Source organism: Streptomyces sp. NPDC020597 (assembly GCF_044335095.1).
GTDB lineage: Bacteria > Actinomycetota > Actinomycetes > Streptomycetales > Streptomycetaceae > Streptomyces.
Window position 1 is genome coordinate 140,162 of the sequence record NZ_JBIRUL010000019.1, and the last position, 22,244, is coordinate 162,405.

Genomic DNA, 22,244 nt, shown 5'->3' on the forward strand with positions numbered 1-22,244 from the left:
CCCCGGGCTCTGGGACGCGCGGCGCGTCAGACGCGTTCGGTGAGCACGCCGTCCTTCTCGTCGTACAGCTCGCCGGTCTTCGGGCACTCCCAGACGTCCGCCTCGCCCGCGCGCTCGACCAGCTTGACGCCGGCCCGGCCGACCCAGCCGACCTGCCGGGCCGGGACGCCGACGACCAGGCCGAAGTCCGGGACGTCCTTGGTGACGACCGCGCCGGCGGCGATCATCGCCCAGCGGCCGATGGTGATCGGCGCGACGCACACGGCACGGGCCCCGATCGACGCGCCGTCGGCGATCTTCACGCCGACGGCCTCCCAGTCGCCGCCGCGCTTCTGCTTGCCGTCGGGGTCCACGGAACGGGGGTTGTGGTCGTTGGTGAGGACCACGGCCGGGCCGATGAAGACACCGTCGCCGAGCTCCGCGGGCTCGTAGACGAGCGCGTAGTTCTGCAGCTTGCAGTTGTCGCCCATCCGCACACCCGAGCCGACGTACGCGCCGCGGCCGACCACGCAGCCCTCACCGAGGCGCGCGCCCTCGCGGATCTGCGCGAGGTCCCAGACACTGCTGCCGGCGCCGATCTCGGCACGCTCGTCGACCTGCGCGCTCGGCTGGACCCTGTAGTTCACCTTGTCTCCTTCGAGGGTGCCCCGGCCTTCAGGCCGGGGTGGGGGTACCTCCCGCTTGCGGGGGAGAATCGAAGCTCCCGCGTAGCGGGGCACGGGATAGAGCAATCGCCGTCAGGGCGATTGGTCGTCTCCGCCCACGGCGGTGCGGGCGACCTCAAGCATGTAGACGATCTCGGAGTTGAGGGACCGACGCTCGCGCTGAGCGTGGTCACGCAGCCAGTCACGGAGTTCTTCGGGGAGGCGGAGCGTGATCCGCACTTCGCTATCCATGGTGCTATTAGGGAGCATGATGACACCGGCGATAGCCGAAGGGTCCGGCCACGTCCGGTACACCTACCGGCTCCGCGTGTCGTCGACCGCCCGCACGGACCTGATGGCCGAGTGGGCGCGCTGCCGGTGGGTGTGGAACGAATGCGTGGCCATGTCCCGCAAGGTCCACACCGCGAACCGGGACGCCGCAGAGAAGACGACGTGCGGCCCGGCGCAGCTCGACAAGATGCTGACCGAAGCCCGCACCGCCACGGGATGGCTGCGCGAAGGGGCTTCGGTTCCACAGCAGCAGACCATCCGCGACTTCGGCAAGTCCCGCGCCAGCCCTGAAGGACATCAAGGCGGGGCTGCCGATGCGGCAGCGCGCCGGGATGCCCCGCATCAAACGCAAGCGTGACGCGCTGCCCTCGTTGAACTACACCCGGCGCGGATTCCGGTTGAAGGACGGCCGCCTGCACCTCGCGGGCGGTATCGCCCTGACGGTGGTGTGGTCCCGCGACCTGCCTGCCGACCCCACCAACGTGCGCGTGTACCGCGACATTCTCGGCCACTGGTACGCCTCGTTCGTCGTGGAGACGGCCGCCGAGCCGCTGCCCTCGACCGGCGCGGTGATCGGTGTCGACTGGGGTGTGAAGGAGACCGCGACCACCACCTCGGACGCGCACGACCTCCCCCACGCCCAGCACGGCCGCACCGCCGCCGCGAAGTTGGCCCGGTACCAGAAGCAGATGGCGCGTCGTAAGCCTGCGCGCGGGAAGGCCGCGTCGAAGGGCTACCGGACGGCATCCCGCGCGGCGGCCAAGGTCCACAAGAAGGTTGCCCGTCAGCGTCAGGACACCGCCCGCAAGTGGGCCAAGACGGTCGTGCGCGATTTCGACCAGCTCGCCGTCGAGGACTTCAAGCCGAAGTTCCTCGCGAAGTCGACGATGGCCCGTAAGGCGGCGGACGCTGCGATCGGCGCGACCAAGACCGCGCTGACCGAGATGGCCCGCAAACACGGCCGCATCGTGCACCTCGTGCACCCGGCCCATACCACGATGGACTGTTCCGAGTGCGGTGCGAGAACCAAGCACGCACTCCCCCTCTCTGAACGAACGTACGCATGCACCGCGTGCGGAGCTGTGTCCCCCAGGGACAAGAACTCCGCCCGTGTGATGATCGTCCGGGCTGGTCTCAACCCGGCTGGTGCTGATGGTGGAAGTCCTCCGGGGGCGCCGCTCCCGGAGGCGGCCTGAGCCAGGAATCCCCTCCCTTCAGGGAAGGGAGGATGTCAATTCTGCTGCCTTCCGGTGTGCACGTCCTGACCCGGCGAGCATACGGTGCCCACCCCGACCCGCCGGGACGGGGTTCGAGCCGCGGGGGCCGAGCCCGAGTGCCTTTCTGGTGAGGCTTGTGCGATCCCTGTGACCGATGTCACTTCGCGGGGGCCGCTGTGCGCATTGCGTGTACACGCCAGGCGAGGGGAGGATCGCTTGAACTTTCTTTAACTCCCCTTTATTCAAAGGGGTTTGCGTCAAGAGCGGGGAAAGCGGGGCTGTCTTGCACTCGCTGCCCCGCGCACCACAGGGGGAGGGGGGAACCCATGCCCGCAAAGGGACAGGGTTCGACGAGGCGTGATGCCACGCCTGAAGGAAGTCGGGTGTTACGGGGGGAACGCGCATGGCGTCGTGTCGCTGCCGGAATGCTCGTAACGGCCTTGCTCGCGCTGGAAGTCGGGTTGGGCGGCACACGGGCCACGGCAGCCAGCGCCTGCACGGCCGGTACCTCGTCCGACTTCAACGGCGACGGCATCCGCGACACGGCCATAGCCGATCCGGACGCGACTGTCTCCGGACATGAGCGGGCCGGCTCGGTGCACGTGGTGCTCGGTGGCGGCAAAGGGGTGGTGGAAATCTCCCAGGACACCGCCAACGTGGCTGACACCGCGGAGGACGGGGACCAGTTCGGCTTCTCGCTAGCGGTGTACGACGCCAACAAGGACGGCTGCAGCGACCTGGCAGTGGGCATCCCTTACGAGGACGTCGGCACGATCAAGGACGCGGGCTATGTCCAGGTGATCTACGGCTCGACGACAGCTGTGGGGTCCGAGTTCAAGAGCAAGGACTTCGTCCAGGGAGCAACCCAGCCGTTGGGCGGCGGTCCCGAGATCGACGACTGGCTCGGCTTCGCGGTCGCAGCCGGCACCTCCAGCACTGGCTCCCCCTTCCTCGTCATCGGAGTTCCGGGCGAAGACGGCGCGGCAGGCGTCGACATCGGCCTCTTCGGCTACGTTTACGGCACCAACTACCAGGCCGCGTCCGTGGGGCAGGACACCACAGGTGTGTGGGAGGAGGCCGAGCCCTACGATCGATTCGGCGCCTCGGTCGCCGCCACCGACCGGCACTTCGTGGTCGGTGCCCCCGGCGAGAGCATCGGCACGGCGACCTTCGCCGGGGGTGTCGTCGGCTTCAGGCCGTCGATCAACGTGAACGGTGTCCCGGATCCGCTCTTCGGCATGGGTCAGGCCCGCACCGTCGGAACGAACCCGGACCGTGCCGTCCAGACCGACGACCGGTACGGTGCCGCTCTCGCCATGGCTCCCTATCGCCCGACAGGCGCCGCGACGACCACCGACTCGCTGCTCGCCGTCGGAGTACCAGGGGAGGATCTCGACACCACCGTGGACGCCGGGGCGGTCCACACTTACCACCTGAAGGCGGACGGCACTGTCGCCCCGCTCGCCTAGATCGACCAGAACCTGGCAGGCGTGGAAGGCGATGCCGAGGCCGGCGACTTCTTTGGCCAGCAACTCGCGGCGGTGAACACCACCACCGACGTGGTCGGTACGGCGGCCACGATGCGCCTCGCGGTGGGTGTCCCCGGCGAAGAGGCGACCGGAGACGCTCCGGAGGCCGGTGGTGTCCAGGTCTTCCCGATGATCGGGGACCCCGGTCTCTCGGACGCATGGATCGAGCCGGGCAACGGCATACCTTCCGGGCCGTCGGCCCGCACGTATGCGGGCATCAGCCTCGGATCCAGTCCGTCGCTGCTGTACGTGGGTGTGCCCTATGGCCCGACAGCCGGGCGCGCCGTGCACGGCTTCCCGTGGAACGCGGCGTCGGGCGGCGCGCCGACCCAGACGTGGAAGCCCGGCGAAGGCGGCATCCCTGCCGGCGGCGCGTCCTTCGGGACGGCCGTCCGATGACCTCCCGTGAATTTTCCGCACCTCGCCGGAGGCGACGTTCCGGCGACCGGTCACTCCCGACAGGCACGAACCGACTGGAGCAAGGACACGTGTCCGCAGGCAGACCCAGATCGATACGGCGCAGCCTGATGCTGCGTGCGGCCGTGGCTGCCACCGTCACCAGTGGGGTGGTGGCCGGGCTTGTAGCCCTGCCCGACGATGGCGGCCCCTCGGCGCAGGACCACACGAGGACCGTGGCAGCTCAACCGATGGTGACCGAGCAGCAGGCGGTGGCTGTCGCGAAGGACAGCGGCAAGTCGACCGAGGTCGTGGGCCTGCGCACCGAGCGCCGTGAGGTTTTCGCGGAACCCGACGGCACTTTCACCGCCCGTGAGTACACCGAGCCGGTGCGCACCGTGCAGGGCGGCAAGTGGGTCACGGTCGACGGCACGCTGGTGAAGAGGACCGACGGCAGTTGGGGGCCGAGGGCTGCTACCGTCGACCTCAGCTTCTCGGCAGGTCAGACGGGCCGGCCTTTTGTGACACTGCGACGGGCCGGGCGTGCCTTCTCCCTGAGCTGGCCTTACGGTGCACTGCCCACGCCGCAGGTCGACGGGGACACCGCCACCTACGTCGACGCGCTTCCCGGCGTCGACCTCACGGTGCGGGCAGAGGCCGATGGCTTTGGCCATCTGCTCGTCATCAAGACGCCGCAGGCCGCGGCCGATCCGAGGCTTGCGCAGATCGACCTGGGCATGGCGGCCGACGGGCTGAAGGTCACCTAGGACGCCACCGGGGCGATCGTCGCGGAGGACGCCGAGGTGGGCGGCACCGTGTTTCAGGCGGGCAAGCCCGCGATGTGGGACTCGGCAGCCGCCCGGGAGGCCGCTGCCAAAAAGCAGGGCCCCAAGGCCGTTGCCAAAGCACTGAAGGTCACATCCGCCGCCGCGGACACGAGCGCCGCAGCCACGCCCGCACCCGAGGTCGCCGTCGAACCCGCCCTCGAAGGCCCGGGTGGTGGCGGACGGGTCACTCCGCTGGGCGTGGAGGTCGGCCAGGGCACGTTGCGTCTCATCCCTGATCAAACGCTCCTCAAGGGTGCGGGCACCGTGTTCCCTGTGGTCATCGACCCCATCCAGCGGACCACTTCGCGTACGTCCTGGACCGGCGTCATGTCGGGGATGCCCACCGAGCAGGACTGGAAGTACTCGGGCAGCGCGGGCGTGGGCAAATGCCCGACCGACTTCAACCCGGTGTCCTGCAACGGCGTGGGCACGCGCCGCGTGATGTTCACCATGCCGCTGTCCTTCTACAAGGGGAAGCAGATCCTGGGGGCGACGTTCTCGGCCCGGGTCGAGCACATCTACAGCGCCTCGCCGACCGCCGAGCCCATCCAGCTCTACCGGATCGGCGGACAGAACTACGCACTCACGTCGTCCAGCAACTGGTCCAACACCTCGGACGACTGGGACGACCACCTGCAGACCGTCGACAAGGCCATCTCCCCGACCTCCTGCTCGAGCCAGGCCAACCTGCACTTCGAGAGCGGTGCGTCCGGTGAGCTGACGAGCGAGATCAAGGCGGCCGCGGCCGGCGGCTGGAACTCGATGACACTGGGTCTGCGCGCTGCCGACGAGTCCCGCTTCGCACAGTGGAAGCGGATCTGCGGCAACGCGTATCTGTCCGTTTCGTACAACACCCTGCCGCGGCAGATCAAGACGTCCGACATGTTCACCGACCCCGGCGGCCTCTGCAAGTGGGGAACCGACGTCACCTACACGGACGTCCCGCCGAAGCTTCAGGTCATTGCCGCCGACCCCGATCACGGCAACGGCCAGACCGACAAGGTGAAGGTCGAGTTCAAGGTCGAGTGGAGCGGGGGCTCGTACACGTACACCAGCCCGGACTGGCTCTCCCCGACGGCCGCCACCAAGTTCACCCACACCGTGAAGCCGTCTATCCCGCAGAACACCGTCATCTCCTGGAGCGCCCGCGCCTACGACGGCGACGGCTACGGCCCGTGGAGCTCGGCGGGCACACAGCGCTGTGAGTTCGTCTACGACAAGACCTGGCCGGGCAAACCGAACGTGCTGTCGACTCAGTACCCGTCCGACACGATTCCTCACGACGGTGTGGGCACCTACGGCACGTTCACGTTCTCGCCCAACCCGAACGACGCGATTCCGGACACCGACGTCGTCAAGTACCAGTACTCCTTCGACGGCGCCGCCCTGACCACCCTCACCCCGGCCAAGACGGGTGGCTCGGTCTCGGTGCAGTGGGCGCCGACCCGTGCCGGACGACACGTGGTCAAGGTGCTCGCCATCGACAAGGCGACGCACTCGAGCGAGAACTACTACGACTTTTTGGTGGACGAAGGACGGCCGGTCGTCGCCCAGTGGACCTGGCCGACAAGCCCGGTTCCGAAGCCCACGACGAAAGCGGTGACTTCTCAGCGACCGCAGGCAGCGCTGTCACCTTCGGGGTGGACGGCCCGGGAGGAAAGGCTGACAAAGCCGCACGCTTCGACGGCACGGCCGAGTCCTACCTCGACGCCGGTGAAAGCGTGCTCGACACTGCCAAGAGCTTCAGTGTCAGTGCGTGGGCACGGCCCACGGCGCTGGACAAGAGCATGGCGTTGATCAGCCAGGACGGCACGGGCGAGCCCGGGTTCACCCTCGGCTATGACGCGTCGGCGCGGACCTGGAAGTTCGCCGTCCCGGTCAACGACGTGAGTTCCATCGGCGAATGGAAAGCCGTCTCCACCGGAGTGTCCGTGGTCAAGGACCAGTGGGTGCTGCTGACCGGCGTGTACGACGCGCAGAGGAGCGGCGGCCCACAGCTCCAGCTCTACATCAACAAAGAGCTCAAGGGCGTGAGCCAACGGCTCTCGTCCTGGAAGTCGTACGGCCCGCTGCAGATCGGCCGCGCAACCGCCAAGAGCGGTTACCGGGACAACTTCGCCGGCGACCTCGCCGAGGTCCGTGTGTTCGACCGGGTCCTGCCGGCGGCTGACGTCGCCGAGCTGATGACCGTCAAGCCGGAACGCAAGGGTTATTGGCAACTGGACGAGGCGAGCGGCGGCGTCTCGGTCGGGACGGGCGGCGGTCAGGCGCTGACGCTGACGGGTGACGCCAAGATCTACAAGCCCGCCGACGGGTTCGACGCACCGGCTCTGGTCGGCGACGGCCATCTGGTCCTGGACGGCGACGGAGATTACGCGTCCACGGCCACGCCGCCGGTGTCCGGTGACAGCAGTTTCACCGTCACCGCCCGCGCACAGCTCACCTCACCGGAGGCGGAGACGTCACAGACCGTGCTGTCGCTGCCGGGTGCCAACGCCAATCGCGTCCAGGTCCGTTACCAGGCAGCGACCAGGCAGTGGGAGTTGGCCGTCGCCGGATCGGACGTTGCCGTACCCGACATCGTGACCTTCACCAATGACCAGCAAGTGCCTGACCCGGGCGGCTCCGGACAGCACCTGGCCGTGGTCTATGACGCCGTCGCCAACTCGATTCGCCTGTATGTGGACGGTCAGCTCGCCGCCGGTGCCTATGGCAGCGACGCGACCCTCTGGCCGGCCACCGGTGGTCTGCAGGTCGGCCGCTCCTTGCGCGGGGCGAGCGAGTACTTCGCCGGCGCGATCGACGAGGTACGGGTCTACAGCGGCGCAGCGGACCAGATCGCGGTGCAGCTGTTGTCCGATCTGACAGCGAAGCCCGACATGTGACGGTACATCGCATCTATCAGTTGGTGCCGGGCCTACTGAGGCCCGGCACCACCGCCTCTCCGAGACTTTCTCTTCGAACAGGGAGTTGTTCGATGTTCCTTCGTGGCCGCTCACTGAGCCGCCGCATGCCCGGGCCGGCGCGCGCCGCGACAGTGCTCGGGCTCACGCTCACACTGTCCGCGTCGTCGGTGCAGGCATTGGCGTTCGACGACGTCGACCGGGGCCGGACCAGTCGCCTCGGCGTGCAGGACGACGGAGAACCCGCAAAGGGATCCGCCGCCAAAGCAGCGAAGTCGCGCCCTTCCGACCCCGCGCGCAAGGCTGCCGTCAAGGGCCTGGACCAGGCGGTATGGCCGAAGCAGGGCGGCGTCGAGATGAAGCTGGGGGCCACCGCTGAAGCCGGCGGTCTGCCGGTCACGGTCGGGAAGACGCAGGCCAGGGCCACGGCGAAGGCCGACGCCAAGGGCGGAGCGACGTCTACCGCGGACAAGGTCCGTGTCGATGTCCTCGACCCGAAGCGCGCCGAGCGGATCGGTGCCGGGGTCCTGCTCGACGTCACGCGTGCCGACGGATCCGACAAGGCCGCGAAAGTCCGTCTCACCATCGACTACTCGGAGTTCGCGGAGGGCTTCGGCGGTTCCTACGCCTCCCGCCTTCGCATGGTCCAACTCCCGGCCTGTGCAACCGCCGCGATACCGGGCAGCAAGGCCTGCCCCGAGCAGCCGGTCGTACTGCCGACGGCGAACGACGCGGAGGCGGGCACCATCTCCGCCGACGTGACCGCCGCGCCGGCTGCCGCCGAAGGCGTGTCCACGATGGCGGCCGACGCGACCTCGCTCGTCGCGGTTGCCGCGGGCCCTTCCAGCGCTCAGGGCACGTACAAGGCGACGGCCCTTTCCCCGTCGTCCAGTTGGAGCGTCGCGCCGTCGTCCGGCGGGTTCAGCTGGAACTATCCGTTCACCTCGGTTCCCACGCCGGGCGGCCTGACCCCCACCGTGGGCCTCGGCTACTCCTCACAGTCGGCGGACGGGCGAACCTCCGTCACGAACAATCAGGGCTCATGGATAGGCGAGGGCTTCTCATACGACCCCGGCTACATCGAGCGTCGGTACAAGCCCTGCTCCGATGACGGTCACACCGGCTCCGCTGAGCAGTGCTGGGCCTTCGAGAACGCCACGATCATGCTCAACGGCTCGTCCGGTGAGCTGATCAAGGACGACACCACGGGCAAGTGGCACCTGTCGTCCGACGACGGCTCCAGGATCGAGCGGCTGACGGGCGCCGTGAACGGTGACGACGGCAGCGCCGGAGACAAGGGCGAGCACTGGAAGGTCACGACCTCCGACGGCACGGAGTACTACTTCGGGCTGAACCGTCTGCCAGGCTGGGCTGGCGGCAACGAGGAGACCAACTCGGTCTGGACCGCCCCGATCTTCGGCGACGACTCAGGTGAGCCCTGCTACAACGCCGCCTTCACCAGCGCGCACTGCCAGCAGGCGTGGCGCTGGAGCCTGGACTACGTCAAGGACACCCACGGCAACGTGATGTCCTACTTCTACGACCGCGAGACCAACTACTACGCGCTGAACGGCAAGACGGACGTCAACGGCACCGCGTACCACCGCGGCGGCTACCTCAAGCGCATCGACTACGGTCAGCGGGACGGCAGCGTCTACACCGCGAAGGCTCCCGCCCGGATCGCCTTCAACACGGCCGAACGCTGCCTGACGTCCTCCGACTTCGACTGTGCGGAGAGCAAGCGCACCAAGGCGAACGCCTCTCACTGGCCGGACGTCCCGATCGACCAGGAGTGCAAAGCCGGCACGAAGTGCACGTCACCGGTTCAGACGTTCTGGACGACCAAGCGGCTGACGTCGATCGTCACGCAGATGCGCAAGGACGCCACGACCTACCAGGACGTGGACGCCTGGAGCTTCACCCATCTCTTCACGGACAACGGTGACGACTCCAAGACGCTGTGGTTGTCGAAGATCGATCACGAGGGCCGCGTCGGGACGACGGTGAAGCTCCCGTCCGTCGATCTCGTCGGCGAGCAACTCGCCAACGGGGTGGACGCGGTCGGCGACAACATCGCTCCGTTCCACCGATTCCGCCTGTCCGCAGTCGTCAGCGAGACTGGTGCCCAACTCGACGTCACCTACGCCCCCGTGGACTGTGCGAAGGGCTCGCTGCCCAGGCCGGGCGAGTCGGTCAAGCGCTGTTATCCGGTGAAGTGGGCGCCGCCCGGCCACACTGAGCCGATCACGGACTGGTTCCACAAGTACGTGGTGTCGGCGATCATCGAGACCGACCGCACGGGCGGCAGTGACTCGATGGTCACCCGCTACCAATACCAGGGCGACGCCGCCTGGCGGAAGGCGAAGCCGGACGGCATCACCGACGCGAAGTACCTCACCTGGGGTGGTTGGCAGGGCTACGGCAAGGTCAGCGTCACCAGCGGCAGCTCCGACAAGCAGACCACCCGTGTCGAATACACGTATCTGCAGGGCATGGACGGCGACAAGGACGCCGACGGAGACACCCGCTCCGTGACGGTCAAGGACTCCACGGGGGCGTCCTACACGGACTCCGAGGAGTTCACCGGCCACCAGTTGGAAGCGGCCACCTACGACGGCGCGAAGCTGATCTCCAAGACGGTCGACGTTCCGTGGAGGCACTACACGGCGACCCAGACCAGAAGCTGGGACACCACCCGCGCGTCCATCGTGCGCACCCAGACCGCCCGCGGTTTCAACCTGCAGTCCGACGGCACGTGGCGTGAGACGAAGTCCACCACCACGTACGACACGTCGAACGGCACGGGACGTGTCCTGCAGGTCGACGACCAGGGCGACCTCTCCACCACCAAGGACGACACCTGCACCCGCACCACCTACGCGGACAACACGGCGAAGAACATCCTGACGCTCCCTGCACGCAGCGAGAGCGTCACCGTCAAGTGCGCGACCACGCCCGACCGCGCGACGCAGGTCCTGGCCGACGAGCGCACCTCGTACGACGACGGTGCGTTCGGCGCGGCGCCCACCAAGGGTGACGCCACCAGGACCGAGCGGCTGACGTCCCACGACGGCACCACGGCCACGTACCAGGTCACCGGTGCCACGACCTATGACGCCTTCGGCCGTCCGACGTCCCAGCAGGACGCCAAGCAGTACGGGACGACGGACCGGACGAGGACCGAATACGTAGAGACCAACGGTCTGCTGTCGAGGACCGTCGTCACCAACGCCGCCGAGCACGTCACCACGACCGACTACGCCCAGGCGTGGGGCATGTCCTCGGGCCAGACCGACCCGAACGGCAGGCGGACGGACCTCGCCTACGACGCGCTGGGCCGACTGACCTCCGTATGGCTCGCGGACCGGGCGTCGACCCGGACGCCGAGCATCAAGTACTCGTACAACGTCCGCAAGGACAAGGTCACCGCGATCAAGACGGAGAAGATCGAGAACGACGGTTCCTACGGCGCCGAGTACCAGCTGTACGACAGCTTGCTCAGGGCCCGCCAGATCCAGACCGAAGGCCCCGACGGCACCCGCATGGTCGCCGACACGTGGTACGGCCCCACCGGCAACCTCCGGAAGACCAACGCGACCTACAACGCGGCCGGCGCGGCCTCCGACGAGTTGCTCCTTGTGAGCGACGCCCAGGTCGGCTCGCAGAGCCTGATGGAGTACGACGGACTGGGACGGACGACCGCCGAGATCCTCGCCGTTTCGGGCGCCGAGCAGTGGCGGACCACATCCACGTACGACGGTGAGCTGACGCACGTCGACCCGCCGGTCGGCGGGGTACCCACGACAACCGTCACGGACGAGCAGGGCAACGTCTCCGAGATCCGCCACTACCAGGGCGCCTCGCCGGGTGTCGGAGTGCCCTACGACTCGACGAGGTACACGTACAACACGGCCGGTCTGCTGGAGACGGTCACCGACGCCAAGAACAACGTATGGCGCTACGAGTACGACCAGCTGGGCCGCAGGACGAAGTCGGTCGACCCCGACGCGGGGACCTCGCGCACCGAGTACGACGAACTGGATCGCCCGATCGCGGCCTACGACGGCCGCGGCAAGAAGACCTCCACGGTCTACGACAAGCTCGGGCGCGTACTGACGACCTGGCAGGGCGACGCCGGAAGCGGCACCCAGCTGAGCGAGACCCGGTACGACAAAGCGGGCTGGCTTGGCCAGGCCTACGGCTTCCTCAGTTACGTCTCGCCCACCGAGTACTTCGCGACGATCATCCAGTCGATGGACGCGTTCTACCGTCCGCTCAAGACCGCCTACCAGGTGCCTGCCTCGCAGGGCTCACTGGCCGGACTGTACGCCTTCACGACCACGTACAACAGGGACGGAACCGTCGGGACCACGGGCATGCCGGCCGTCGGCGACCTGCCCGCGGAGAGCCTGGCCTACACGTACGACGCCCTGCAGCGCCCGGTCGCGATGACGGGCAGCGCCAACCCTTACGTCACCAACACCGTCTACTCCAAGGAAAGCCGGCTCCAGCAACTGGAACTGTCCTCAGGGGGCAAGAAGGTCCAGCAGACCTTCTTCTACGAGAAGGGCACCGACCGGCTGACCCGTTCCGTGGTCGACGTCCTGGGCGTGGCCGTTCCGGCAAGGGACGCGCGGTACTCCTACGACCAGGCGGGCAACATCCTGTCCATCGCGGACACGGCGAACGCCACCTCCCCGGACGTGCAGTGCTTCGCCTACGACGGCCGCCGGCGCCTGCAGAACGCCTGGACCCCCTCGGCCGTCGCGACGACCGCGGCGGGCTCCGGGACCCGGGGCTCCACCACACCGTTGGACGGCACCGGACCCACCGCCTGTGACACCGCCGCCGGTTCGGGCGCGCTCGGCGGGCCGGCCCCGTACTGGAAGTCGTACGAGACGGACGCCATCGGCAACCGCGTCTCGGAGACCAACCACGACACCGGCCGGAACGCGGCGAACGACATCACCCGCACCTACGAGTACGGCGGCGCGGGCACTCTGGGAGACGGTCCGCACCAGGTCACCAAAATCACGGAGAAGACCCCCACCGGGGACAAGCAGTCCGCGTATGAGTACGACGACTCCGGCAACACCACCAAGCGCACCATCGGCGGCAACGCCCAGTCCTTGACCTGGACCGACTCCGGCAAGGTCAACGAGGTCACCGAGGCCAACGGCTCGAAGACCAGCTACGTGTACGACGCCGACGGAAACCGTCTCGTACGCAAGGACCCCTCCGGCACGACCCTCTACCTGCCGGGCACCGAACTGAAGCTGTCGGCCGACGGCACCAAGAAGTCAGCCACCCGCTACTACGAGTTCGCGGGCCAGACCGTCGCGGTCCGCACAGCCGCGAAGCTCTCCTTCGTGGCCGCCGACCACCACGGAACGGGCGAGTTGGCGATCGACTCTGCCACCGGGGCGATCTCCCAGCGACGCTTCGACCCCTACGGCGTCGAGCGGGGCGAGAAGTTCGGCCCCTGGCCGGGAGAGAGAGGCTACGTCGGCGGCACGATCGACGCCTCGACCGGCCTGACCCACCTCGGCGCGCGCGAGTACGACGCCGAGATCGGCAAGTTCATATCCGTCGACCCGATCATCGACTACACCCAACCCCAGCAGATCAACGGCTACGCCTACGCCAACAACTCGCCGGTCACGAACGCTGACCCCAGCGGCCTGATCCTCCAGGAGTGCCTGGACCGCGTGGTCAGGTGCAGCGGCGGCCGGCCTGTCGCAGACAACGCCGTCAACAACGCGGCGCAGGAGCAGGATCAGGCTGGCAGGAACCTGTCGGCCGCGCAGAACGAGCAGTCCGCGGCCAAGAAGCGCATCCAGTCCGCCGGCAAGGCGCTGGTCAAGATCGCCCGGGACATCCTGGGTGTGGACGCGGCCCTGGACTGCATTTCCAGCGGCGACGTCGGAGCATGCGGCGAAACCCTTCTGAACGTCGCGGGCAGCTTCGCGGGAGGCCTCGCGGGCAAGATCCTCGCGAGGTACGGCGCCCCGTGGAAATGGGCCAAGGGCCTCAGGCTCGTCAAACGCGTGGCAGGCCTCGTCGAGGACCTGATCGGCGGCGTGAAGGGCCTCTTCAAGGCCAACAAGGCACTGGGCAATGCGAGGCTGGGCCTGGCCAAGGCGACGGAGAAACTGGCTGAGGCGCGGAAGAAAGCAGCAGCGGCTCTTCGGAGGAACAAGGGCTCCTGCGAGGTACCCCACAGCTTCCTGCCCGGCACCAAAGTCCTGCTGGCCAGCGGCAAGACCAAGCCGATCGAGAAGGTCAAGCTCGGCGACAAGATCAAGGCAACCGACCCGAAGTCGGGCGTGACGACCGTTCGCGAGGTCGTCGGCACGATCGTCACCGAGGACGACAAGCACTTCGTCGACCTGACGATCAAGGGCAAGTCCGGTAAGGCCGAAGCCCTGGTCTCCACTACAACCCACCCCTTCTGGGTGGACTCCGAGAAGGCGTGGATCGAGGCCGGCGACCTCAAGCCCGGCATGCGACTGCACACGGTGCAGGGCGAGTCGGTCGACCTCACGGACGTCCGCGCCTTCGGCAAGCGCCAGCGCACGCACGACCTCACGGTCAGCGACGTGCATACGTACTATGTGCTGGCGGGGGCTACCCCAGTACTCGTTCACAACAGTAATGGGTGTCCGACGCACGTGATCGGAAAGGGAGACGATCCCCTCGTTCCCGAACTGGTTGACGACATCAACGCACGTTATCCGGGGCATGTCCGGGCGCAGGGAGTCGACATCGTGGGCGCAGACGGCCAAGTGCTCACGGATTTCGACATCGTGACCAGGAACGCCGTGGTTCAGGTCAAGACGGGCTCGGGTAAGGGAGCGCTGAAACAGGCTTTGAGAACTCAGAGTCTGACGGATTACCCGGTCATCGTTTACCTCCCGCAAGGGCGAGGAAGTGTGATCAAGAGTCTTGAGCAGGCCGGCATCATGGTCACTCGCGACAAGAATGTCCTGCTGGATGTCTTGGCTCCGTAGTCCAAGATGCGACATAAGCGCCCGTCACGACAGGAAGATCCATGCGGCCTACCATCGTTCTCCTCAGTCCCCAAGGGAGTCATCAGCGCATCGTGGCCCGTCTGCAGCAGGCTGGCGCGTACAGTGAGGGTGAAATCTTTGATCGGCTAGATCGAGGAGAATGCAGCTTCGGCGTAGACGCGTCCGGGGATGTCCTCGACGAATTCGATCAGGAAGAAGTGGATGAGATTCGCCAGAAGATCGGCGAGTTTCAGGCGATCACGCTTGAGTACTCGGGAGTGTCTTGCATTCGCGATCTCCTGGGTGAAGTAATCCAGGGGCTATCGGGCTTGCTGGATACGAATTACGGCGAACTCATCGAATATGGAGAGGTTCTAGCGCGGTTCCAGAGGGAACCTCTGTGGGATTGGCGATTCGCGGTGGGTGAATAACCTCCGCGGCCGGGTGCGGTAAATCACGAGAGGGGGCAGGTTGATGACCTGCCCCCTCTTCCTATAGCCCGCGACCTTGATTTCACTCGCGAATCGCCACTTGGTGGGTGGTGCCCAGTGAGACCGCCTGACGGCAGTAGTTGACGGCAACGTCAGTGGACGAGGACGGTGCAAGGCGGCGGTTCGTCGCCCTCGGAGCTGGCCGTATCGGTGATCCCACCACTGCTGAGCGCGGTGCTGAGGGTGTCGATGGCGTCTCGCTGGAGTCGGAGGCGGACGTGGGCGTAGACGGTAGCGGTGACGCCGATGTGGGCGTGGCCGAGGAGTTCCTTGATCACGACGAGTTCGACGCCCTGTTCCAGGAGCAGGGTGGCGGTGGAGTGTCTGAGGTCGTGGAAGCGGATGCGGCGGAGGCCAGCCTTGCAGAGGAGCGTAGTGAAGGTGCGGGTGAGGTTGGTCGGGTCGATCGGCCTGCCCTGCGGTGTGGTGAACACGTACCCGCTGTGCTGCCACTCGGCGCCTGCCATATGACGGTCGCGCTGCTGCTCCTCATGATGGTGCTTCAGCGACTGGAGGCAGCCGGCGGGGAGGGCGATGCGGCGCTCGGAGGCCCGGGTCTTGGTGGGCAGCGTGGTGAGTCCGCCTGTGCTGGTGCGCTGCAAGGTGCGGCGGATGGCAGCCGTGCTCCGGTCGAGGTCGAGGTCTTCCCAGAGGAGGCCGAGGAGTTCGCCTTTGCGGAGTCCGGTGTGGAGCGCGAGTTCGAACAGGGCATGGAGCCGGTGTCCACGCGCGGCTGTGAGGAATCGGCGGGCTTCGTCGGCGGTGAGGGGTTCGAAGCGCCGGGGCCGTGGGGTGCCGGTGCTGACATTACGAGCCACGTTGCGAGGGTTCTCCTCCTCGCACACGGCGTGCTCCAGGGCGGACTTGAGCACGGAGTGGATGTAGGTGAGCGTCAGCGGGGAGAGCAGCTTGCGGCAGCACGATCCGACGGCACAGCAACGGGGCTCATCACGCCCCGCATCGATGCCTCGCGCACAGCACTGGCATGTGGCACGGAGCTGGTTGAGCCAGGTGCGGACGTCCTTGGCGGTGAGCTTGGTGAGCTTCTTCTTGCCGAGGCCGGGGATGAGGTAGCGGTTGACGCAGGTTGTGTAGCGGGTGTGGGTGTTCTCGCGGAGGTGGTGTACGGCGACGTTCCCCAACCAGTACGTCAGGTACGCAGCCAGGCTGCCCTGCGCGGAGGGGACGGGGAGTCCGCGGTTGCTGGCAGCGATCTTCTCGGTGAGCTTGGCCAGCGCTTCCTTGCGGGTGCTGCCGTAGACGCGGACGCGCTTGCGAGTGTTACCGGGGGCGAGGACGTATCCAGCGGCCTCCCAACGGCTGTCCTTGCGCTGGTAAACGGTTCCGTCGCCGTTCGCACGGCTGCGGCGGGAGGCGGGGTTGTCGCGGGGTGTGGTCATCAGGCGACGGCTTCCTGGTCGAGGCGGGTGCGGATGAAGTCGGTCAGGGCGTGGGTGGGGATGCGGCGGGCGCGGCCGAGGGTGATCGAGGCGAGCTGGCGGGTGCGGAGCAGGTCGTAGACGGCGGAGCGGCCGAGCTGGAGGCGGGCCATGACCTGGGGAACCGTCAGCATCTCCTCCTCGCAGGGCGCGACCGGGTCATGTGCGGTCATCAGCAGCCCCCTTCCGCGATGAACTGCCGTGCGAGTTCTCTGCGGTGCCAGACGGCGGCGGCGAGGAGTGCGGCGCCGGGGCTGTAGCCGGTGCCGAGGTAGTCCCAGTGGCCGATGACGAGGGTGGTGTCCGGGTCGGAGGCGGGCAGGCCGGCGTGGGCGCGGGCCTGTTCGGTGCGCCAGGCGCGGCGGGCGGCGCGCAGCGCGCCGAGGGTGGTGGAGTAGGAGCGGGACTTGGTGGAGAAGTGGCCGCGGAAGCCGAGCATGTGTGCCCACTTCCAGAGCTTGAGGTGGGCGAACTCGGGCAGCTTGCCCAGTTCCCAGCAGGTGCGGATCATCTGCCGCACGTGTCGGGCGACGGCGAGCCGTGGCAGTGGGTGGGCCTGTCCGGTGCCGTCGCAGGCGGTGCAGGGGAGCGGTGTTCCGTGGGGCAGGAGGGTGGCGCCGCGTCCCTGGCAGGGGCGGCAGAACAATGCGCGGTCGAGGGCGCCGGAGGCGTCGGCGGACTTGGTGGCGTACTTGGCCACGTAGGCAGCCACGGCCTGGTCGGTGAATTTGGTGTCAGCGCCAAAGGCCGTGATCTCGCTTACGTCGAGCTGTTCGCCCCAGGCGAGTTCGCGTTCCCCGACCGCGTCCGACGCGACCGTGACGCGGACCCGTGCGGCGGCGGCGCGTACGGCATCGGTGAGCACGGCGACGGTGGCGTACGGCGGCGGGGGCTGGCTGGTGCCGTCCGGGCCGTCGAGTCGGATCACGGCGTGGAAGTGGACCAGGCCGCGCTGCTGGTACTCGGCGACCTTGGCGAAGGAGATCCGCAGAACCGCGTGGGCGGCCTTCTGGGTCATGCCGAGCCGGGCGGCGAGCTCGCGGCGCAGGTAGGTGGTGAAGCGGGCCCACAGGGCTCCGGCGTGGGCGTTGAAGAGGACCGCGCCCGCGTAGTCGTACGTCGCTGGGTTCAGCGGCGTGCCGAGCAGGGGGTCCGTGGGTTCGTGGAGCTTGCGGCAGCGGCAGGGGCGGATGTCGCCGCCGGGGCTGGTGGGGCGGTTGTGGACGGGGCCGAAGGACGGTGGGGTGAGGGTGACGAAGACGCGGGGGTGGGTGCGGACGGTGTCGGGGACGTTCTTGCCGCCGGAGAGGCCGGCGCGGATGAGGTGGTAGGTGTCAGCGGCGTAGAGGCGGGAGCAGGCCGGGCAGCGGGAGGCGCGGCGGTTCCCGCACGCGGTGAGCAGGCTGCCCGTGGGCTCCTCCGTCGTCGTGTAGGAGCGCAGGACCTCACCGGTCGCGGTGTTGACGGTGGTGCTCTGCCCCGTCAGGCGGACGGGTTCGGTGCAGCCCCCGAGGCGTTCGATCTGCTGCTGGGTGCGGTCGAAGTCGGGGTGGTTGACGAGGTGGAGCAGGTCCCGCACGGCGGGGCTTGCCACGTGGCGCAGGTCCAGGGTGACCATTCGGGGCGTGTCCCTTCTGTCGGGTGGGTGCCCCCGAGCAGCAACCAAGCAGGCGAGGAGGCGTGTTGGTGCTGCTCGGGGCATGACGAACCAGGCCCATGGGGTGGGCGTGGATTTCAGGGAGGGGTGATCCGGCCGGTGGCCGGGGTGGCTCAGAGCTGACCGAGGGCGGCGGTGGCCACCGGCAGGGCGATGCCCATGCGGGTTGCGAGCTGGGCGGCGGTGACCGGTGTTCCGTGCTCGGCGTGGTGGGTGTCCGCGATGCGCCGGGCCGCACTCAGCAGTGCGGCGGGCAGGGTCGGGCGAGGGCCGGTGGCAGGGGCCTTGGCGACGGCCGGGGCGGAGCCGGGCGCCTCCATCACGGCGGGTGCTTCGGCCAAAGGTTGCGCAGGTGTCGCGGTGGGGACCGGTTCAGGGGCCAGGGGCGCGGTCTCGGGAGCGGGCGCGGTAGTGGGCACCGGCTCGGCGATGGGCGCGGGGGCTGGGGTGGTTGTGGTGGCGTCCTCCTGGTGTGCGGCGGTGTGGAAGTGGGCGAGGAAGGTGGGGCCGACGTGGCCCCAGCCCAGGAGCAGGAGCGGGGCGACGGTGTCCAGGCAGGCCCGTCCGTAGCTTCCGGTCAGCAGCGGTTCGGCGGTGTTCAGCGCGAGGGTGAGCAGCCCGCACAGGTGCAGCAGCCTGGTACCGGCCCGCAACTCCGCCTTGGACACCCCGCGCAGAGCCAGGAACCGCAGCGCGACCAGGAGCCCGACGACCGACAGGTCCACCATGGGGGCGATCAGCGGCGCGATCGGACGGGGAACACCGAGCCGCAGGGCGAGCGCCCAGACGTTGCCGAAAGAGAAGACGAAGGCCAGGGCCGCGATGACCGTCATGACCACGGTCACGGTGCGCCGGGTGAACCGTTCCTCCGCCATGATCTCAACCTCCCTTCTGGTGTGGGTTTTTCGGGATCACTTGGTGAGTGAGGGCGCGGGCGGTGTCGTCCGGCCGGTCGAGCGCAGGAGGGCGTCCAGGCAGAGGTCCGGGTCAGCGGGCAGGTGCGAAGTGGCGTCCGCGACGCGGGCGGCGTCGGCATCCGAGACGTAGGGGGTGCGGATGCGGGTGTAGCCGGGGCGGCCCTGCATCGCCATCACCGCAACGCCGACGTAGGCGGGGTCCTGCAAGGTCACCGGGCTGGCGTCGGGCCAGTTGCGAATGTCGTCACCGAGTGCGGCCACCGCGGCCTCTACGGTCTTCTGCGCGAAGGACAGCCCGATGGGGCACACGTCGCGGATGAAGGTCGGGATGGCGTCGCCGGTGGTCTTCTGGCTGATCAGGATCACCAGGATGCCGACGCTGCGGCCCTTCTTGACCAGGTCTTCCATCAGTCGGGCGTTCTCCGCCGTCAGCGCGGCCAAACGTTTCGTCTCGGCGTCGCTGCCCTTGTACTCGCGGAAGAACGTGTGCGCCTCATCGATGATCAGGACCGTGAGCGGCCACTGTGGTGAGGGGCCGACGTGCCACATGTTCTTCACGCCCAGCACGTCACGTATCACCGATGAACGCCGCCGACGCAGCTCCACCAGGCGCTTGAACAGCGCGTTGGCCTCGTCGAGGTCGTCCCCGCAGAACGCGAACATCCGCTTGACCAGGTCGGCGTAGTCGCCCTCCGAGGCCCGCGACACCTTGCCGTCCGCAGTCGCGATCTGCACGGACGGGGACGGCGCGAAGTCACAGACGAACTTGTTGACCGCCGAGGTCTTGCCCGCACCTGGGGTGCCGGCCATGGTCACGCCGGGAACGTTGGCCAGGGACACGCACACCTGGGCGGCGTAATCGTCCACGCCCAGTTCCCAGCGCGTCAGGTCCGTAGGCGGGCGGCCGCTCGGGCGGTGCTCGGTAGGTGTGGTCAGCGGGTCGGAGCGCACGCCCCGGATCACCACCTTGCCGGGGCCGTCCGGCAGCACGGAGACTCGCGTGCACCGCCAGGCGTCGGCCAGGAACCGCGCCGCGTTCTGGTACTCCTCCAGCCCGACCCGTGGCAGGGTGCGGGCCCGAACGATCACGCCGAACCGGTCCGGCGTGACCTTGATCTTCGGAGTCAGCACTCGCGGCGCGGGGGCGGGGCCGTCCTTCTGCGCGGTGATCTGAGCGAGCAGACTCGGGGTCTTGTCGGTGACCGTCAGCCCGGCCATCCGAGCCAGCCGTACCCAGCCCCAGCGGACTCGGACGGCCTGCCGCATGCTGACCCGCGTGCCCCGGTCGGCCCGCACGTAGCGCACCACCCTCCACAGCAGCCACACGCTGACCAGCACGGCCGCGACCAGCAGCACCTGCGGCGCGTGACCGGTCAGGCTCCCCGCGTCGAGGCCGGTCACTGGGCCGCCTCCGCCGTGACCAGCTCCAGGCGGGCGGCGCGGTAGGCGACGCCGTCGGAGAGCTGACCGTTGAAGATCCGCGCCCACGGGGTCGCGAACAGCTCCACCGGCCGCACCATCACGCCCGGCTTCAGCCCAGCCGCCAGGCCCGACTCCGGAACCGTGATCTTCAGGACCTCGGCCCGGCCGTCCTCCATGAGCATCACGGTCACCGTGTACAGCGACTGCCCGGTCTCCCGGTCGGTGGCGACCTCCCCGGTCTGCTGATCCTTGATCTTCAGCACCGGCTCGGTGCCCGCGATGCACACCGCCGACGGCAGCAGAGCAACACGGATTCGAGACATGGCCATGCCATCACATCCCTGGATCGATGGAGCCGCTTGATCGACTCGCAAGGAGCATAAGGAGATGATCGCTCAACTTGCAAGGTCGATTAGGTCGTGAGATCGATCAGGTTGGTAGGCGGTCAGGTGGGGAACGCGCGGATGTGCCTGTAGCGCTACGGCTTGCTGGCGATACCGTGGGGCCATGACCCTGCCCTTGGACGAGGACTCCCGGCCGCCGTACCTCCAGGCCGCCGAGGCTCTGCGGGACGCGATCCTGAACGGCGAGTTCCGCCCCGGCGAGCGCCTGCCTTCAGCCAATGTGCTGCGGGAGCGGTTCGGTGTCTCCAGCTCCACCGTCCAGAACGCCTTGCGCGTGCTCAAGCAGGAAGGGCTCGTCTACTCCCAGCTCGGGCGAGGCAGCTACGTCAGCGCCTCAGCCGGCCAGAACGCCGGCTCAGCTGACGACGACTACGGCGATACCGAGTCCGAAGGCCCGGACTGGCCGCTCGACGTCATCCGCAACGACGACGGCCGCCCTCCATACGCCCAGGTTGCCGACATCCTCCGCCGCGAGATCACGGAAGGCACCTACCCTCCGGGCTCCCAGCTCCCCCCGGCCCGTGAGATCCAGGAGCGGTTCAAGGTCGCCAACTCCACCGCGCAGAACGCCTACCGGCATCTCAAGCAGGCTGGACTCGTGTACGCGGTCAAGGGGCGTGGTGTCTTCGTGCGCGAGGCCCCGGAGCCAGGCAAGCACCACGGGCCGATCACGAACTACCTGCTGCGAGACGAAATCGCCCGCGAGGCCCGTGCGGCTGCCGCCGAGTTCGCCGACCTCACTGATGACGAGCTGCTGGAACGGGAAGCGGACCTGGACCGGCGATGGGTCACGATCCGCGAGGAACACCAGCGAGTCTTCAACGAGCGCCGGAAGGTCAAACGCGAGAAGAGCCGACGCGGCCTGTTCCTGCCACCCCTCCATGACGATGACACCGAATCAGACGTGTCGCCGAGCCAGAAGCTGGAGGCCGCACTGGCCGAGTCGAGGAAGCGCCGGCAGCAGCGCCCCTGATCCACAGTCTGACAGATGGACGAGTGGGTTGTCGGGTCCCAGGTGATGCCTGACGTTCTGATCCCAGATGATGCTTGACGGTGGGCCTAGACAACATCGAAGACTTCACGGGGCTTGTTGGCTT

At 68.1% G+C, this 22,244-nt stretch carries 16 protein-coding genes and 1 pseudogene; 9 read left to right on the forward strand and 8 right to left on the reverse strand.

From position 1 onward, the window contains the following. Positions 1–26 precede the first annotated feature (26 nt). Positions 27–626: an acyltransferase gene (locus ACH4ZA_RS28255; protein WP_319278739.1), complete on the reverse strand. Its 600-nt coding sequence runs from the start codon at positions 624–626 to the stop codon at positions 27–29. A gap of 111 nt (positions 627–737) precedes the next feature. Further along, complete coding sequence (locus ACH4ZA_RS28260; protein ID WP_319278740.1) at positions 738–896, reverse strand: Arc family DNA-binding protein; 159 nt, start codon at positions 894–896, stop codon at positions 738–740. 16 nt (positions 897–912) lie between these two features. Here ACH4ZA_RS28260 and ACH4ZA_RS28265 point away from each other — a divergent pair. From ACH4ZA_RS28265 to ACH4ZA_RS28300, 8 genes and pseudogenes are all read left to right on the forward strand, one after another. Next, positions 913–2,131 (forward strand): annotated as a pseudogene (locus tag ACH4ZA_RS28265) (RNA-guided endonuclease InsQ/TnpB family protein). 446 nt (positions 2,132–2,577) lie between these two features. After that, positions 2,578–3,621: a hypothetical protein gene (locus tag ACH4ZA_RS28270; protein ID WP_398432185.1), complete on the forward strand. Its 1,044-nt coding sequence runs from the start codon at positions 2,578–2,580 to the stop codon at positions 3,619–3,621. Positions 3,622–3,642: 21 nt separating this feature from the next. After that, positions 3,643–4,080, forward strand: a complete 438-nt coding sequence (locus ACH4ZA_RS28275; RefSeq protein ID WP_398432186.1) for a hypothetical protein — start codon at positions 3,643–3,645, stop codon at positions 4,078–4,080. A 143-nt stretch (positions 4,081–4,223) separates the two neighbouring features. Continuing rightward, a complete protein-coding gene (locus ACH4ZA_RS28280; protein WP_398432187.1) occupies positions 4,224–4,844 on the forward strand; it encodes a hypothetical protein in 621 nt (206 codons plus the stop codon). Positions 4,845–4,880: 36 nt separating this feature from the next. Continuing rightward, entirely contained in the window at positions 4,881–6,701 is a 1,821-nt protein-coding gene (locus tag ACH4ZA_RS28285) for a hypothetical protein (protein ID WP_398432188.1), read from the forward strand. Next, positions 6,626–7,789, forward strand: a complete 1,164-nt coding sequence (locus ACH4ZA_RS28290) for a LamG domain-containing protein (RefSeq protein ID WP_398432189.1) — start codon at positions 6,626–6,628, stop codon at positions 7,787–7,789. Before ACH4ZA_RS28285 ends, ACH4ZA_RS28290 begins: the two co-directional genes overlap by 76 nt. 92 nt (positions 7,790–7,881) lie before the next feature. After that, positions 7,882–14,817, forward strand: a complete 6,936-nt coding sequence (locus ACH4ZA_RS28295) for a polymorphic toxin-type HINT domain-containing protein (protein ID WP_398432190.1) — start codon at positions 7,882–7,884, stop codon at positions 14,815–14,817. Positions 14,818–14,909: 92 nt separating this feature from the next. After that, a complete protein-coding gene (locus tag ACH4ZA_RS28300) occupies positions 14,910–15,248 on the forward strand; it encodes a hypothetical protein (protein WP_398432191.1) in 339 nt (112 codons plus the stop codon). Between the two features lie 152 nt (positions 15,249–15,400). On the opposite strand, the gene ACH4ZA_RS28305 is transcribed toward ACH4ZA_RS28300, so the two are convergent. The 6 genes from ACH4ZA_RS28305 to ACH4ZA_RS28330 form a co-directional block, all read right to left on the reverse strand. After that, on the reverse strand, positions 15,401–16,708 hold the full coding sequence (locus tag ACH4ZA_RS28305) for a tyrosine-type recombinase/integrase (RefSeq protein ID WP_398432192.1): 1,308 nt from the start codon (positions 16,706–16,708) through the stop codon (positions 15,401–15,403). Further along, on the reverse strand, positions 16,708–16,920 hold the full coding sequence (locus ACH4ZA_RS28310) for a helix-turn-helix domain-containing protein (RefSeq protein WP_398432193.1): 213 nt from the start codon (positions 16,918–16,920) through the stop codon (positions 16,708–16,710). Before ACH4ZA_RS28310 ends, ACH4ZA_RS28305 begins: the two co-directional genes overlap by 1 nt. Further along, a complete protein-coding gene (locus ACH4ZA_RS28315) occupies positions 16,920–18,365 on the reverse strand; it encodes a replication initiator (RefSeq protein WP_398432194.1) in 1,446 nt (481 codons plus the stop codon). Before ACH4ZA_RS28315 ends, ACH4ZA_RS28310 begins: the two co-directional genes overlap by 1 nt. A gap of 152 nt (positions 18,366–18,517) precedes the next feature. Next, positions 18,518–19,279: a DUF2637 domain-containing protein gene (locus ACH4ZA_RS28320; protein WP_398432195.1), complete on the reverse strand. Its 762-nt coding sequence runs from the start codon at positions 19,277–19,279 to the stop codon at positions 18,518–18,520. Positions 19,280–19,315: 36 nt separating this feature from the next. After that, complete coding sequence (locus ACH4ZA_RS28325) at positions 19,316–20,722, reverse strand: cell division protein FtsK (RefSeq protein ID WP_398432196.1); 1,407 nt, start codon at positions 20,720–20,722, stop codon at positions 19,316–19,318. After that, positions 20,719–21,072: a hypothetical protein gene (locus ACH4ZA_RS28330; protein WP_398432197.1), complete on the reverse strand. Its 354-nt coding sequence runs from the start codon at positions 21,070–21,072 to the stop codon at positions 20,719–20,721. Before ACH4ZA_RS28330 ends, ACH4ZA_RS28325 begins: the two co-directional genes overlap by 4 nt. A gap of 178 nt (positions 21,073–21,250) precedes the next feature. Between ACH4ZA_RS28330 and ACH4ZA_RS28335 the strand changes: the two genes are divergently transcribed. After that, complete coding sequence (locus ACH4ZA_RS28335) at positions 21,251–22,120, forward strand: GntR family transcriptional regulator (protein WP_398432198.1); 870 nt, start codon at positions 21,251–21,253, stop codon at positions 22,118–22,120. The last annotated feature ends 124 nt before the right edge of the window (positions 22,121–22,244 follow it).